Raw genomic sequence first — 14,043 nt, 5'->3', positions numbered from 1 at the left:
GACCGCCGCCGTCCGCTCGAAGAGGCGGTGAAACTCCTGCAGGAGCGTTCGGCGCCCGCGGTCGCGGTGATCGAGCCGGACGGACGGCTGGTCGGACTCATCACCACCGAGACGCTGGGCGAATTGATGATGGTCAGCCAGGCCATGCCGGAAGGCTTCCGGCTCGGCGGCAAGAACGGGAAACCGGCCGGCCCCTGGAGCCGCCCGGCAGGAGCCGCCTGACCCGTCCAAAAATGACTGATCATTCAGATAAGCATGATAAAGTCACAATTGTTCCGGAATTGAGTTCCGACCGGGTCACCGGAGAGGGCTACGCGCCCCGCCCATGAACGTCCATAACCCTGTTGTCGCGCCTGCTGAGTCCGCGCTGGAGAAACCGCAGCTCACCGCCGGCGACCGGCTGCGGCGGATGGCGCGTCATCCGTTGCTGGTCGCGGTCGGCGTGATCCTGGCGATCACCGGCGTCGCCATCGTCGTCTCCTACATCCAGTCGAAGCCGGTCACCCTGAAGATTGCCGCCGGTGCGCGCCAGGGTGAGGACCACAAGCTGGTCCAGCAGCTTTCGCAATATCTCGCCCGCGAGCGGGCGCCGGTGCGGGTGCAGATCGTCAGGCAGGACGCGGGCCAGAGCAGCGCCGAATTGCTCGATAACGGAACCGCCGATCTCGCGGTGGTCCGGCGCGATGTCGCCATGCCCAAAATCGGACAGGTGGTCGCGATCCACCGCCGCAACGTCGCGGTGCTGATCGTTCCGCCGGCGGCGGCCGCAGCCGCGAATGGCGCCGCGAAAAACGGCGCGAAAAAAACCTCGCGCGCCAACAAGGCGGCGGCAAGCGCCAAGAAACCAGCGCCGGAAGCGCCGAAGCCGGTCGAGAAGATCGAGGACCTCTACGGCAAGACGGTCGCGATCGTCGGCCGCACGCCCGCCAACGTGACGCTGCTCCACACCATCCTCGGGCAATATGGCGTGCCGGCGGACAAGGTGACGACCATCCAGTTCGGTATCGAGGACCTCACCACGCAGTTGAAGGCGGCGACATTCGACGCGCTGCTCGCGGTCGGGCCGATCGGCAGCAGGATCACAGCCGAAGCGGTCACCGCGCTGGCGCGCGGCAAGGAGCAGCCGATGTTCCTCGAGGTCAGTTCGTCCGAGGCGATCGAGCAGCAGAACCCGGTCTATGAATCGACCGAGATTCCGGCCGGCGCGTTCGGCGGCTCGCGACCGGCGGAAGCGGTCGAAACCATCGGCGTGTCGCATTACATCGTCGCGCGTCGCTCGCTCGATGACGACATCGCCGGCCGGTTCACCAAGTGGCTGTTCAACGCGAAGCAGGCGCAGGGTGCCGAATTTCCGGCCTTCACCCGGATCGAAAGTCCGGACACCGACAAGGCGGCGACGCTCGCGGTGCATCCGGGTGCTCTCGCCTATCTCGAGGGCGAGCAGAAGGGCGTCTTCGAGCGTTATAGCGAGCCGCTCTATTGGGGTTTGATGCTGGTTTCGTTCTTCGGCTCGGGCGCCGCGTGGCTGATCAGCTATGCCCGCTCCACCCCGTCGAAATACGAACGCCGCAACGATCTCGAATCGCTGATCGGCGTCATCAAGCGCGCGCGGAGCGCTGCCTCCAACGAACTCGATCTGATGTGCATCGAGATCGACGACATCGTCGAACGCGCCATCCGGCAGATCGAGTCGGGCGAAATCCAGCACAACCGATCGTCCGCAGTCACGCTTGCGGCCGACCAGGCGCGACGCGCCATCGCAGAGCGGCGCGCGGCGTTGGCGAAGGGGTGAACCTGCTTATCGCCGAATGGCTCGTTGTGAGCCAAGTCCTCCCGCCGCTCGTCCCCGCGTAGGCGGGGACCCAGCGCGGAAGAATCCGGAGCGGCCGACGTCAGCGTGAAACACAACCGAGACAGGCGGCCGGAGATCACGGCAAGAAAGCGCGCTGCACAACAACCGTACTTGCTGGCCGCACGAGCATTGCTGGGTCCCCGCCTTCGCGGGGACGGAGCGGTGGTGATAGAATGCCTCCAGCCAGCAGCGATCGTTTGGATCGAGCCGGATAGCCCCGTAACCAATCATCGGCCTTGACCTTCTAGGAATAAAAGCATATAGTCTTGTCACCTCGCTCAACGAGGGGCGTCAACCGGTGACGCCGATTGATGGAGCGGGGTGTGGCGCCTGCGGGTGTGGCTTCGTCGGCCATACTCCCGGGACGCTTCGGGTTGGCCGTCCGGCCCCACTACGGGGGTCTGCAGGTGGTCCTGCTGGACGATGGCCTGGCCGAACGCGGGCGAAAGCCTGCGGGATCGGGGTGGGCGCGGCTCATCCGGCCAGTCCCGGAAGAACGGCTCCGAGGCGCAAAACCGCCGCCAATGGTGCGCCGTGAGGCGGCCGTGCTCGTGTCAAAGCGAACACGGCGCATTCAGGAATGCCCTGCGTCTTTCGGCGCATCATTCCCCTCACCTTGTCTCGCAACGACGGGCGCGCCCGCGCCGGCCAAACAACAGGGCCGGCGAAGCGTTGCCTCGGTTGCTTCCGCGCCTTTCCTGACTATATTGCGCCGCAATAGAGCGGGCCCGGGAGCTTCACAAGAACCCCTCCTCCGGCCCGCGCTTTGTTTCCGGATCCAGCATATGAATCTCCGTAATGTCGCGATCATCGCGCATGTCGACCATGGCAAAACCACCCTCGTCGACCGGCTGCTGCAGCAATCCGGAACTTTCCGCGACAATCAGCGCGTCACCGAGCGCGCCATGGATTCCAACGATCTGGAGCGCGAGCGCGGCATCACCATTCTCGCCAAGGCGACCTCCATCCTCTGGAACGACACCCGCATCAACATTGTCGACACCCCGGGCCACGCCGATTTCGGCGGCGAGGTCGAACGCATTCTGCATATGGTGGATGGCGCGCTGGTGCTGGTCGATGCGGCGGAGGGACCGCTGCCGCAGACCAAGTTCGTTGTCGCCAAGGCGCTCAAGCTTGGCTTGCGGCCCATCGTCGTGATCAACAAGGTCGACCGCCCCGACGCACGCGCAACCGAAGTGGCGAACGAGGTGTTCGATCTTTTTGCGGCGCTCGACGCCACCGACGAGCAGCTTGATTTTCCGATTCTCTACGGTTCGGCCAAATTGGGCTGGATGTCGGACAGCCTCGACGGCCCGCAAGACCAGGGCATGAAGCCGCTGTTCGACCTGGTGCTGCGCCATGTGCCGGCACCCACGGTCGAGGAAGGCCCGTTCCGCCTGCTCGGCACCATCCTCGAAGCCAACCCCTATCTTGGGCGCGTCGTCACCGGCCGGATTTTCTCCGGCTCGGTAAAGCCGAACCAGCCGGCCAAGGTCCTCGCCGCGGACGGCACGCTGATCGAGACCGGGCGCATTTCCAAGGTGCTGGCGTTCCGGGGCCTCGAGCGCACGCCGCTCGATGAGGCGGAAGCCGGCGATATCGTCTCGATCGCAGGGTTGCCGGAGGCGACGGTGGCGCAGACGATCTGCGCTCCCGAAGTGGAGACCCCCCTCCCGGCTCAGCCGATCGATCCGCCGACGCTTGCCATGACCTTCCGCGTCAACGATTCTCCGCTCGCCGGCACGGAAGGCTCCAAGGTGACGAGCCGCATGATTCGCGACCGGCTGCTGCGCGAAGCGGAAGGCAACGTCGCGTTGCGGGTTTCGGAATCGGATGACAAGGACGCGATGGAAGTCGCAGGCCGCGGCGAATTGCAACTCGGCATTCTGATCGAGACCATGCGCCGCGAAGGCTTTGAATTATCGGTGTCGCGGCCAAAGGTGCTGATCCGCCGCAACGCGGCCGGCGAACTGGAAGAGCCGATCGAAGAGGTCGTGATCGACGTCGACGAGGAGCATTCGGGCGTGGTGGTGCAGAAGATGTCGGAGCGCAAGGCCGACATGATCGAGATGCGCCCCTCGGGCGGTGGTCGTGTCCGGCTCGTGTTCTACGCTCCGACCCGCGGCCTGATCGGCTATCAGGGCGAACTCCTGACCGATACCCGCGGCACCGCGATCATGAATCGCATTTTTCACGAATATGCGGCGTTCAAAGGCGAAATCCCCGGCCGGCGCAATGGGGTTCTGATTTCCAACGAGCAGGGCGACGCCGTCGCCTATGCGATGTGGAAACTCGAGGATCGCGGCCCGATGATGATCGAGCCGGGCTGGAAAGTGTATCGCGGCATGATCGTCGGCGAGCATACCCGCGACAACGACCTCGAGATCAACGTGCTGAAGGGCAAGCAGCTCACCAATATCCGCACCACCTCGAAGGATGAGGCGGTGCGGCTCACCCCGCCGATCCGCATGACCCTGGAAAAAGCGCTCGCCTACATCCAGGACGATGAGCTGGTCGAGGTCACACCCAAATCGATACGGCTGCGAAAGAAGCTGCTCGACCCCAATGACCGCAAGCGGGAAGAGCGCCGCAAGGAAGCCGAGACCGTGTGATACAAGGTTGTCCTGCGATGGCACAGGCCGGACAAGGCCTCAAAAATGTCAATGAAATCAGGCATTCACGACCGCTCGGGTTCGGATCGTTCCAATTTTGCGGAACAAACCGGTGCACAAAATCCACACCTTTACCGATCATTAATCATGGGGCTTGAACGCCGAGTCGGCGCTTGCTCTTATGGTGCCCATGAGCACGACCCTGATCGAGATTCGACGTGCAAAGCCGTCCGACGCGAGCGACGTGGCACTGGCCCATGACGAAGCGTGGCGCGGGGCCTATCAGGGCATCATCCCCGGCACCGAACTCGAAAAGCTCGTCAGTCGCCGCGGTCCGGACTGGTGGCACTCGGCCATCCGCAAGGGCAGCCGCATCGCGCTGATGCAGTTCGGCGATACAATCGCGGGCTATGCCAATTACGGGCGCAACCGTGCGCGCAGTCTGTATTACGATGGCGAGATCTACGAATTGTATCTCAAGCCGGAATTTCAGGGTCTGGGCTTCGGCCGCCGGCTGTTCACCGCAGCGCGCCGCGATCTCGCCCAGAGCGGTTTGAAGAGCCTGGTGATCTGGGCGCTGTCCGACAACGATCCGGCGGTGGAATTCTATCGCGCGCTCGGTGGCCGAGCGGTGGCCCGCTCGTCGGAGCGGTTCGGCACCAAGGTGCTGGATAAGGTCGCCTTCGCCTGGCAGTCCTGAGCCGGCGCTCAGCTTCATATTTCCACTGATGAGGGACGCGCGTTTTCACGCGCGCACGCCGAAGGGCAATCACAACAGCCCGTTCTCCTGCGCCAGCGCCTTCAGCGACACCGCCGGGCGTGCGCCGATATGCTGAATGACCTCGGCCGCGGCCAGCGCCGCGAGCTTGCCGCAAGCGGCGTGATCGCGCCCGGTTGCAAGCCCGAACAGAAATCCGGCGGCGAACAGATCGCCCGCTCCCGTCGTGTCGACCAGCTTGTCGATCGGGGCCGCCGGCACCGCCAGCGTGTTGTCCTTGCTGACCACCACGCAGCCCTTTTCGCTGCGGGTGACCACCGCGAGCTTCACATCGTCCTTCAGCGCGGCGATGCCTGAATCGAAATCCGCTGTCTCGTAGAGACTTTTCAATTCGGCCTCGTTCGCAAACACCAGATCGACCGTGTTGTCCCGCATCAGCCTGAGGAATTCGTCGCGATAGCGGCCGACACAGAAGGCATCCGACAGCGTCAGCGCCACCGTACGGCCGGCATCATGTGCGGCCTTCGAGGCCTTCACGAACGCTTCCTTGGCCTGAGGCGGATCCCACAGATAGCCTTCGAGATAGGTGATGGCGGCATCCCCGATCAGCTTCGGATCGATGTCGGCGGGCGACAGGTTCTGCGCGGCGCCGAGATAGGTGTTCATGGTGCGCTCGCCATCCGGCGTCACCATGATGTAGCAGCGCGCGGTCGAAGGCCCGTCACTCGCGCGCGGCGTATCGAAGCCGACACCGAGCGCGCGGATGTCATGTGCGAACACCGTGCCGAGCACATCGTCGTGGACCTTTCCGACAAACGCCGCGCGTCCGCCGAGGCTCGCGACACCGGCAATCGTATTGGCAGCCGAGCCCCCCGAGCTTTCGGTCGCCGGTCCCATTGCCTCATAGATGGCGCTGGCACGCGTTTCGTCGATCAGGGCCATGCCCCCCTTCTGCATGTTCTGCTTAATCAGGAAATCGTCCTCGGCTCGGGCGATGACATCGACAATGGCGTTGCCGATTCCGAGAACGTCGTAGCGGGGAGCGGTCATCCGTGGATCCTCTGAACGAAGGGCGGCGCACTATAGCGATGCGCTGCCACGAGGCAATGCAGCGCCGCATGAACCCGGCTTTGCTGCCCACTATGGGCCCGACCCTACGATCCCTGATCGCAGGCAGATGCCCGATCGAGCAACAGCCTGCGCTCGCGCGCATTCCGGGTAAGCGAAGCGGCGCGTTCGAACTCCACGCGGGCTGCTTCCGGCCGCTTCAGCTTGGCAAGGAAATCGCCCCGGACGCTCGGCAGCAAATGATACGATCTGAGCGACGGCTCGTCGGCCAGCGCATCAACAATCTCAAGCCCCGCGCTCGGTCCGAAGGCCATGCCCACCGCCACCGCACGGTTGAGCTCCACGACGGGTGACGGCGCGACTTGCGCCAGGACCGCGTAAAGCGCGGCTATCCGCTTCCAGTCCGTTTCCTGTGCCGACGGGGCGCGCGCGTGACAGGCCGCAATCGCCGCCTGCAAGGTATAGGGCCCGGGCGGCGCTGCCGCACTCTCGGCCCGATCGAGGGCGGCAAGCCCATGACGGATCAGAAGCGAATCCCAGCGCGCACGATCCTGATCGAGCAGCAGGATCGGTTCACCGTCCGGCCCGGTTCGGGCCGGAAATCGGGACGCCTGAATTGCCATCAATGCCACGAGACCGTGAACGTCGGGCTCGTCCATGGCAAGACCCGCAAGCACGCGCCCAAGGCGCAGCGCCTCGTCGCACAGCGGACGACGGATCCATTCCGCCCCACTCGATGCCGAATAGCCTTCATTGAAAATCAGGTAGATCACCCCAAGCACGGCCGAGAGCCGATCCGTTCTGTCCTGCCCGTGCGGCAGTTCGAACCGGACGCGCGCTTCGGTCAGCCTGCGCTTCGCTCGAACGAGCCGTTGCGCGATGGTTGGCTCAGGGACCAGGAACGCTCTGGCGATCTCGTCCGTGGTGAGCCCACCCAGAAGACGCAGCGTCAGGGCGACCTGAGCCTCCACGGACAAGATCGGATGACAGGCAATGAACATCAAACGGAGCAGATCGTCGTCGATGTCCGTGTCCAAAGCACTGTCGAAATCCGGCATCGACAGTTCCCTCGATCGCAGGTCGTGACCGATCTCCTCATGCTTGCGTTCGCGCAACTTGGACCGGCGGAATTGATCGATGGCGCGCCGCTTGGCCGCGGCCATCAACCATGCACCCGGCCTTTCCGGGATCCCGCTCAGCGCCCAGGTTTCCAGGGCGGCCACCAGCGCATCCTGCGCCAGCTCTTCGGCAAGGCCTACATCCCGCGTGAAGCGGGCCAGGCCGGCAATCAGCCTCGCCTGCTCGATTCGCCAGACCGCCTGGATGGCACGATGGGTATCGGTCGCTGTCACGGCGGCCGATACACCATCCTTTTGCGAGCCGGCGCAAGCGCGATTCGTGCCGAAAAAATTACTGCCGTTCGGCGTTTCGCGCCATCTCCAGCCGCACCCTTTCTTCATGCGCCGCCTGCTCGGGCGGGAACACGTCCGGCGAAAAATCCGCCGGATCGAAGATCGGCCGCAATTCCACCTCGCCTTGGCCCAGCACTTCGAGGAAGCGCTTGCTCCACATGACCGCTTCATCCATGGTCTTCACTTGGAACATCGCGTAGGAAGCGATCAACTCCTTGGATTCGGTGAACGGACCATCGATCACCGTCATCCTGCCCTCTGCAAGCTTGACGCGCTTGCCCTTCGAGGTGGGATGCAAGCCATTGGTGCCCAGCAGCACGCCGGCTTTGGTCATCTCCTCGACGAACGTTCCCATCCGCATCATGAGCTCCGTATTCGGCGGCGCGCCCTCTTCGGACTCACGGGTGGCTCTCAATAATCCCAAAATCTGCATGTGTTGACTCCCGAAGTTGTTTCGACCCGGCCGCTGACGAAGAGGAGATCGCCAGCCCCGACGTCACGTCGAACGACGCCCGTCAAAATCGACAGGCCACAGGAAATTTTCTTGCATTCCTGTCCGCTCATTTCTTCACACCCATTTCCATTTCGCGGAATCGGTCGAGGGTTGCGCTTTCGCCGAAATCCTCAAGTTCGAACATCTGGCGGATTTCGATCTCGCCATCGCCGAACGAGGGATTGGGGAAACGTCTGGTCCATTCCAGCGCCTCTTCGCGTGACTTCACTTCGATGATGGTATAGCCCGCCACCAGTTCCTTGGTCTCGGCAAAGGGACCGTCGACGATGGTCTTCTTGCCGCCGGTCCATTTGATGCGCCATCCCTTGGCACTCGGTTGCAAACCGTTGCCGTCAAGCAGCACGCCGGCCTTGGTGAGCTGTTCGTGGTAACCGGCCATCGCGCTAAGAAGCTCCTCGGTCGGCATCACGCCGGCCTCGGAATCCCTCGTCGCCTTTACCAGAATCATGAAACGCATCGTCAAATCTCCCTCTTGCGAGCCTGCATTCCGACCACCGGAACCCGCTCCTGCCGACACGACGAGCGAAGGCAGGCACGATCGACATCGGGGCGAACTTTCTTCCCTGTGACATCTTGCCCAGAATGTGACGGCCCTGGGGCTGTAGAGCGGAGCAGAAGAGCGCATGTCAATTGCCCGGAACGTTGCGATTGTCGGCGTGGCGACGCTTGCCTCGCGCGTGCTCGGCTTCGTACGCGACGTCGCGATCGCAGCCCTGTTCGGAGCGAGCGCTCGCGCCGACGCCTTCGTGGTGGCGTTTCAGTTCTCCAACCTGATCCGGCGGCTCCTCACCGAAGGGGCGCTCAATGCGGCCTTCGTGCCGCTCTATCTCCGGCGGCGCGATGAAGTAGGCGAAGAACTCGCCGGCGCCTTCGCCGGACGGGTGATCGGGACGGTGGCGATAGCCTTGCTCGCGCTGTCCGTCCTGCTCGCATTTGCGATGCCGCTGCTGATGCTGGCGCTGGCACCTGGTTTTGCCGACCGTCCGCAGCCGCTGACCCTGTCGATCGAGCTGTCGCGCCTGATGCTGCCCTATCTGGTGCTGGCCGGGCCGGTGGCGGTGCTGATGGGCGTCCTGAACGCCAATCACCGATTCCATACCGCGGCGCTGGCGGCCGTGGTCTTCAACGTCATCATCCTGATCGCATTGTCCGGAATTTTTTTTGCGCGTGCCGGCGACAGCGACCTTTCGGCGCAAATCGTCGCTTTGTCGATTGCCTGCGCGGGGCTGTGCCAGCTCGCGCTGGTCGCGTGCGCGGTCTGGATCGGACCGGAAAAGGCGACCCCGCTGGGCCTGCTCCCGCAACGAGAAGCGAGACGTTTTGCAGCACTCGCCATTCCCGGTCTGATCGCGAGCGGCATTCCGCAACTCACCATGATCGTTGCGGTAATGGTCGCATCCAGCTGGCCGGGCGCGGTGTCATGGCTTTATTACGCCAACCGGCTCGTCGAACTGCCGCTTGGGATTGTGGGTATCGCAATCGGCACGGTAATGACACCGGCGCTGACCCACGCGATGCGCAGTGACGACCACGAGCTTGCGCCCCGTACCATCCGCCACGGGCTCGAGATGGCCCTGGGACTCGCGATGCCGGCCGCGTTCGCGCTTGCGCTGCTGGCCTGGCCGATCGTCCGCATCCTGTTCGAGCGTGGCGCATTCACCACTCTCGACAGCAACTCGACGTCGGCAATGCTCGGCGCCCTCGCCATCGGCCTGCCCGGCCATGTTCTGGTCAAGGCGCTGTCGCCGATCTTCTTCGCGCGCGAGGACACCCGCACGCCCATGATCGCGGCTGGCGCCGGACTTGTGGTGGCGCTGATCGGCAGCCTTGTCTTCATGGCGATCGGCCGACCGACAGGCATCGCTCTATCGGTCGGCCTTTCCGGGTGGGTAAGCGCCGCGATGCTGTGGCTGCTCGCGACACGGCGTGGGATGCTTCGCGTCAGCGGCGGCGAATGGCGCCGTCTCATACTGATCTCTGTCTCGGCGCTGGCGATGGGGATATTCGCGCGTCTGATGGCGGAATTCGTGAACCTGTCCGCAATCAACGGCCGGCTCACGCAGGTCGCGCTGCTCCTTGTCGTGATCGGGTGTTCGATCGCCGTCTACGCATCCTGCCTGTGGCTGACCGGGATCGTGCGTCCGCATGAATGGCGGGAATTGTTCCGGCGGCCGTGAGGCTCTTGCCATGCGCAGCCGCGCCGTGGCATGCACGCGCGGCTTTTCTCCTGCGCGGATACAAGGACCGGCGCCGGTCTTTCCGATCGCGCTCGCTACTCGCGGAAACTGACAATGGCGTTCAAGCAACTGGTATTTTCCGGCGTGCAGCCGACCGGGAACCTGCATCTCGGCAACTACCTTGGCGCCATCGTCAAGTTCGTTGACCTGCAAAAGCATTTCGATTGCATCTATTGCGTGGTCGACCTGCACGCCATCACGACCTGGCAGGACCCGGAGGAGTTGCCGCGCGCGATCCGTGAGGTGACCGCGGCCTTCATCGCCTGCGGAATCGATCCGAAGAAGCACATCGTATTCAACCAGAGCCAGGTGGCCGAGCACGCCGAGCTCGCGTGGATTTTCAACTGCGTCGCCCGCATGGGCTGGCTCAACCGCATGACGCAGTTCAAGGAGAAGGCCGGCAAGGACCGCGAGAATGTATCGGTCGGCCTGTTCGCCTATCCGACGCTGATGGCTGCCGACATCCTGGTCTATCGCGCTACGCATGTGCCCGTCGGAGAGGACCAGAAGCAGCACCTCGAATTGTCCCGCGACGTGGCGCAGAAGTTCAACAACGATTATGCCGCTTCGATAATGAAGCACGGATTTGGCGAAACATTCTTCCCGCTCCCCGAACCGCTGATCCAGGGACCGGCGACGCGGGTGATGTCGCTGCGCGACGGCTCGAAGAAGATGTCGAAGTCGGACGCCTCGGATTATTCACGCATCAACCTGACCGACGACGGCGATGCCATCGCGCAGAAGATTCGCAAGGCAAAGACCGACCCGGAGCCCTTGCCGAGCGAAGAGCCTGGTCTGGAGTCACGCCCCGAAGCCGACAATCTGGTCGGCATCTATGCCGCTCTGAAGGATGTCACCAAGGGCGAAGTCCTGCGCGAATTCGGAGGCGCGCAGTTTTCCTCCTTCAAGTCGTCGCTGGTGGATCTGGCAGTAGCCAAACTCGGTCCGATCGGCTCCGAGATGAAACGTCTGGTCGCCGACCCGGCCTATATCGATACCGTACTGGCTGACGGTTCGGACCGCGCGCGCGCGATTGCGGCCAGGACCATGAGTTCTGTCAAGGACGTTGTCGGTTTCGTCCGGCGTTGAACCCCGGCCACGATGTGCAAGCTGCCGCTGCTTTGCCTTGTTATCAGGCCACACGCCATGCAAGAATCCATTGCGTCCAGGGGTAGCCGATGAGCCGCCAACGCCGCTCCTACGAATCCGGCCACAAGCCGAAATATCTGGTCGTCATCGACGATTCACCGGAATGCGATCGCGCCATCTATTACGCTGCCCGTCGCGTGTCCCGCATCGGTGTGGGGATGATCATGCTTCGGGTGATCGACATCGAGGATCGCAACCAGCAGTGGCTCGGCGTCGCCGACATCATGCGCGCGGAGGCCTATGAAGAGGCGAACGAGGCGCTGGATCGCGCCGCGGGCCGCGCCAATGGCGTCGCCGGAATTACCCCCGAGCGCGTGATTCGCGAGGGGGGCTGGATCGAGCAGATCATGAAGCTGATCGACGAAGACGAGGATGTCGCGATCCTGATCCTGGCGGCGGGCACCACCAAAGAGGGACCGGGCCCGCTGGTCACGGCGATTGCGCGGACGGCGGGCGAATTTCCCATTCCGGTGGCGATTGTGCCGGGTCACCTCTCGGACGAGGAACTGGACGCCCTGTCCTGAACGATTGATTTGCCGGCCTCGCGCCGGTTGCCTTGCCGGTTGACCTCGGCGGACAAAACGCCATCTATAGCGCGACGGGGCCCGTTTCTGCCCGCGCTGGAGCGATCCGATGTTTATCCAGACCGAAGCCACGCCGAATCCGGCGACCCTGAAATTCCTGCCGGGACGTAGCGTGCTGGACGGCACGCTGGATATGACAAGCCGCGAGCAGGCTGCGAAATCGCCGTTGGCCGAAAAGCTGTTCGACATTGCGAATGTCAGCGGCGTGTTCTTCGGCTCCGACTTCATCACCGTGACCAAAAGTGCTGGCGAGTGGCAGCAACTCAAGCCGCTGATCCTCGGCGCCATCATGGAGCATTACATGTCCGGTGTGCCGCTCCTGAAGGACGGCGATGCCACCGACAGCTCCGAAGAAGACGAGTTTTTCGACAGCGCCGACGCGGAGACGGTCAAGACCATCAAGGAACTGATCGAGACGCGCGTGCGCCCGGCTGTCGCCAATGACGGCGGCGATATCACATTCAGGGGCTTCAAGGATGGCGTCGTGTTCCTGTCGATGAAAGGGGCATGCTCGGGCTGCCCTTCCTCCACCGCGACCTTGAAGCACGGCATCCAGAATCTGCTGCGGCATTTCGTGCCGGACGTGACGGAAGTCCGGCCGGTTTGACCGCGGGTCGTCCCTGGCGAAAGCCGGGACCCATCAGGCTCGCTCTGTGATTTGGGTCCCCGCTTTCGCTGGGGACGATATGATCCGCGGCATGCTCGTGCTCGCCATCGATACCGCGCTGGAGGCCTGTTCGGCCGCGATTTTCGATTCCGACCAAGGCGCGATCATTGCCAGCGAATCGGAAATCATGAGTCGCGGCCATGCCGAAGCGCTGATACCGCTGCTCCAGGGATTGATTGGGCAAACCGGGCTGGACTTTCATGCACTCGACCGGATCGCGGTGACGGTCGGACCGGGCAGCTTCACCGGTTTGAGGGTCGGGATCGCCGCCGCCCGTGGCATTGCGCTCGCCGCAAAGAAAGAGGTGGTAGGCGTCACCACGCTCGCCGCGCTGGCAGCGCCATACATCGAAGCCGATCCGAAGCTGCCGGTCGCCGCAGCGATCGACGGCCGCCATCGTCACGTTTATTTTGAGCTGTATGGTCCGCAGGGCCGCGTTCTCCTGTCGCAGCGAATAATCCCGGTGGAGGAAGCGGTCCGCGCCTCGGCGGGTGCATCGGCGGCACTGGTCGGATCGGGAGCACAGATGATGGCCGAAATCTGGCCTGATCCTACGCAACTGCCGCCGCTCGACGAGCGGCAAGCACCCGACATTGGCTGGGTCGCACGTCTCGGCGCACGCACGCGGCCGCAGGATGCGCCTCCAAAGCCGCTTTACCTCCGTCCCCCCGACGCCCATCCGCAGACCGCATCCATATTGCCGCGCCAATGAAATGGCTGTTCGACCTGTTCTGGCCGCCCCGGCCGCCGCTGGTCGCCGACGCCACGATCCGTGACGTCGCAGCGATTGCGCGACTGCATGGCGCTTCGTTCCGTCGTGGCTGGAGCGACGGCGAGATCGAAGGCATGCTGCTCGACCGCAACGTGCTGGCGCATCGGGCCATGATCGGTCGCAATCTTGCAGGGTTCATCATTTCGCGGATGGCCGCCGATGAAGCCGAGATCCTGTCCGTCGCAGTTGCCGAATCCTACCGCGGGAGAGCCATTGCACGCACCCTTCTGCGTCACCATCTTGGACGCTTGGCGGGGCTCGGTATTCAAAGCGTCTTTCTGGAAGTTGACGAAGGAAACGTTTCGGCGCTGCGGCTATACCGGCGGGCCGGTTTCGTGGAAGTCGGGCGGCGCGCTGCCTATTATCCGAAGGATGGCTAGCCAGCGGCAGCATTGGTGTTGCGGCGAAATCTCATGTAACCGCAAGGACCGCAACAGCACGTTGCGAGATGATGGACG

General features: G+C 63.6%; 13 protein-coding genes and 1 pseudogene. 10 read left to right on the top strand and 4 right to left on the bottom strand.

What is annotated here, in order from left to right:
* From AB7F49_RS33200 to AB7F49_RS33185, 4 genes and pseudogenes are all read left to right on the top strand, one after another.
* Positions 1–222: pseudogene (locus AB7F49_RS33200) on the top strand (site-2 protease family protein); the annotation flags it as partial.
* 103 nt (positions 223–325) lie between these two features.
* Positions 326–1,792 (top strand): TAXI family TRAP transporter solute-binding subunit, encoded by a 1,467-nt coding sequence (locus AB7F49_RS33195; protein WP_428530234.1) that lies wholly within the window; start codon positions 326–328, stop codon positions 1,790–1,792.
* Positions 1,793–2,637: 845 nt separating this feature from the next.
* On the top strand, positions 2,638–4,464 hold the full coding sequence (gene typA / locus AB7F49_RS33190) for a translational GTPase TypA (RefSeq protein ID WP_428530232.1): 1,827 nt from the start codon (positions 2,638–2,640) through the stop codon (positions 4,462–4,464).
* A gap of 190 nt (positions 4,465–4,654) precedes the next feature.
* The gene (locus AB7F49_RS33185; protein WP_428530230.1) at positions 4,655–5,164 is read left to right on the top strand and encodes an N-acetyltransferase family protein; all 510 of its coding nucleotides are present in this window, start codon (positions 4,655–4,657) and stop codon (positions 5,162–5,164) included.
* Between the two features lie 69 nt (positions 5,165–5,233).
* Here the strand turns inward: AB7F49_RS33185 and AB7F49_RS33180 are convergent, their stop codons facing one another.
* The 4 genes from AB7F49_RS33180 to AB7F49_RS33165 all read right to left on the bottom strand — a co-directional run bounded on the left by AB7F49_RS33180 (position 5,234) and on the right by AB7F49_RS33165 (position 8,633).
* Positions 5,234–6,232, bottom strand: a complete 999-nt coding sequence (locus AB7F49_RS33180; protein WP_428530228.1) for an adenosine kinase — start codon at positions 6,230–6,232, stop codon at positions 5,234–5,236.
* A gap of 104 nt (positions 6,233–6,336) precedes the next feature.
* A complete protein-coding gene (locus AB7F49_RS33175; RefSeq protein ID WP_428530226.1) occupies positions 6,337–7,602 on the bottom strand; it encodes an RNA polymerase sigma factor in 1,266 nt (421 codons plus the stop codon).
* Between the two features lie 58 nt (positions 7,603–7,660).
* Positions 7,661–8,095 carry a YciI family protein gene (locus AB7F49_RS33170; RefSeq protein ID WP_428530224.1) on the bottom strand — a complete coding sequence of 145 codons (435 nt, stop codon included), beginning with the start codon at positions 8,093–8,095 and terminating at the stop codon, positions 7,661–7,663.
* Positions 8,096–8,222: 127 nt separating this feature from the next.
* Complete coding sequence (locus AB7F49_RS33165) at positions 8,223–8,633, bottom strand: YciI family protein (protein WP_428530222.1); 411 nt, start codon at positions 8,631–8,633, stop codon at positions 8,223–8,225.
* 166 nt (positions 8,634–8,799) lie between these two features.
* On the opposite strand from AB7F49_RS33165, the gene murJ reads away from it, so the two are divergent.
* The 6 genes from murJ to AB7F49_RS33135 all read left to right on the top strand — a co-directional run bounded on the left by murJ (position 8,800) and on the right by AB7F49_RS33135 (position 13,965).
* A complete protein-coding gene (gene murJ / locus AB7F49_RS33160; protein ID WP_428530220.1) occupies positions 8,800–10,353 on the top strand; it encodes a murein biosynthesis integral membrane protein MurJ in 1,554 nt (517 codons plus the stop codon).
* A gap of 114 nt (positions 10,354–10,467) precedes the next feature.
* Entirely contained in the window at positions 10,468–11,502 is a 1,035-nt protein-coding gene (gene trpS, locus AB7F49_RS33155) for a tryptophan--tRNA ligase (RefSeq protein WP_428530218.1), read from the top strand.
* Between the two features lie 89 nt (positions 11,503–11,591).
* Positions 11,592–12,086 carry a universal stress protein gene (locus AB7F49_RS33150; protein ID WP_428530216.1) on the top strand — a complete coding sequence of 165 codons (495 nt, stop codon included), beginning with the start codon at positions 11,592–11,594 and terminating at the stop codon, positions 12,084–12,086.
* A 109-nt stretch (positions 12,087–12,195) separates the two neighbouring features.
* Positions 12,196–12,753, top strand: a complete 558-nt coding sequence (locus tag AB7F49_RS33145) for a NifU family protein (RefSeq protein ID WP_428530214.1) — start codon at positions 12,196–12,198, stop codon at positions 12,751–12,753.
* 91 nt (positions 12,754–12,844) lie between these two features.
* A complete protein-coding gene (tsaB, locus tag AB7F49_RS33140) occupies positions 12,845–13,525 on the top strand; it encodes a tRNA (adenosine(37)-N6)-threonylcarbamoyltransferase complex dimerization subunit type 1 TsaB (protein ID WP_428530236.1) in 681 nt (226 codons plus the stop codon).
* Positions 13,522–13,965: a GNAT family N-acetyltransferase gene (locus AB7F49_RS33135; protein ID WP_428530212.1), complete on the top strand. Its 444-nt coding sequence runs from the start codon at positions 13,522–13,524 to the stop codon at positions 13,963–13,965. The genes tsaB and AB7F49_RS33135 overlap by 4 nt, the downstream gene beginning before the upstream one ends.
* The last annotated feature ends 78 nt before the right edge of the window (positions 13,966–14,043 follow it).

It is taken from the genome of Pseudorhodoplanes sp., assembly GCF_050250235.1.
In the GTDB taxonomy this organism is placed as follows: domain Bacteria; phylum Pseudomonadota; class Alphaproteobacteria; order Rhizobiales; family Xanthobacteraceae; genus Pseudorhodoplanes.
Note: the sequence above shows the minus strand (reverse complement) of the source record. Positions and strands in the feature narration are given on the sequence as shown.

Bases quoted from the DNA above. Each gene is read 5' to 3' on its own strand.
- AB7F49_RS33195 (WP_428530234.1), top strand. From the start codon at position 326: ATGAACGTCCATAACCCTGTTGTCGCGCCTGCTGAGTCCGCGCTGGAG.
- typA (WP_428530232.1), top strand. From the start codon at position 2,638: ATGAATCTCCGTAATGTCGCGATCATCGCGCATGTCGACCATGGCAAA.
- AB7F49_RS33185 (WP_428530230.1), top strand. From the start codon at position 4,655: ATGAGCACGACCCTGATCGAGATTCGACGTGCAAAGCCGTCCGACGCG.
- AB7F49_RS33180 (WP_428530228.1), bottom strand. From the start codon at position 6,232: ATGACCGCTCCCCGCTACGACGTTCTCGGAATCGGCAACGCCATTGTC.
- AB7F49_RS33170 (WP_428530224.1), bottom strand. From the start codon at position 8,095: ATGCAGATTTTGGGATTATTGAGAGCCACCCGTGAGTCCGAAGAGGGC.
- AB7F49_RS33165 (WP_428530222.1), bottom strand. From the start codon at position 8,633: ATGCGTTTCATGATTCTGGTAAAGGCGACGAGGGATTCCGAGGCCGGC.
- murJ (WP_428530220.1), top strand. From the start codon at position 8,800: ATGTCAATTGCCCGGAACGTTGCGATTGTCGGCGTGGCGACGCTTGCC.
- trpS (WP_428530218.1), top strand. From the start codon at position 10,468: ATGGCGTTCAAGCAACTGGTATTTTCCGGCGTGCAGCCGACCGGGAAC.
- AB7F49_RS33150 (WP_428530216.1), top strand. From the start codon at position 11,592: ATGAGCCGCCAACGCCGCTCCTACGAATCCGGCCACAAGCCGAAATAT.
- AB7F49_RS33145 (WP_428530214.1), top strand. From the start codon at position 12,196: ATGTTTATCCAGACCGAAGCCACGCCGAATCCGGCGACCCTGAAATTC.
- tsaB (WP_428530236.1), top strand. From the start codon at position 12,845: ATGCTCGTGCTCGCCATCGATACCGCGCTGGAGGCCTGTTCGGCCGCG.
- AB7F49_RS33135 (WP_428530212.1), top strand. From the start codon at position 13,522: ATGAAATGGCTGTTCGACCTGTTCTGGCCGCCCCGGCCGCCGCTGGTC.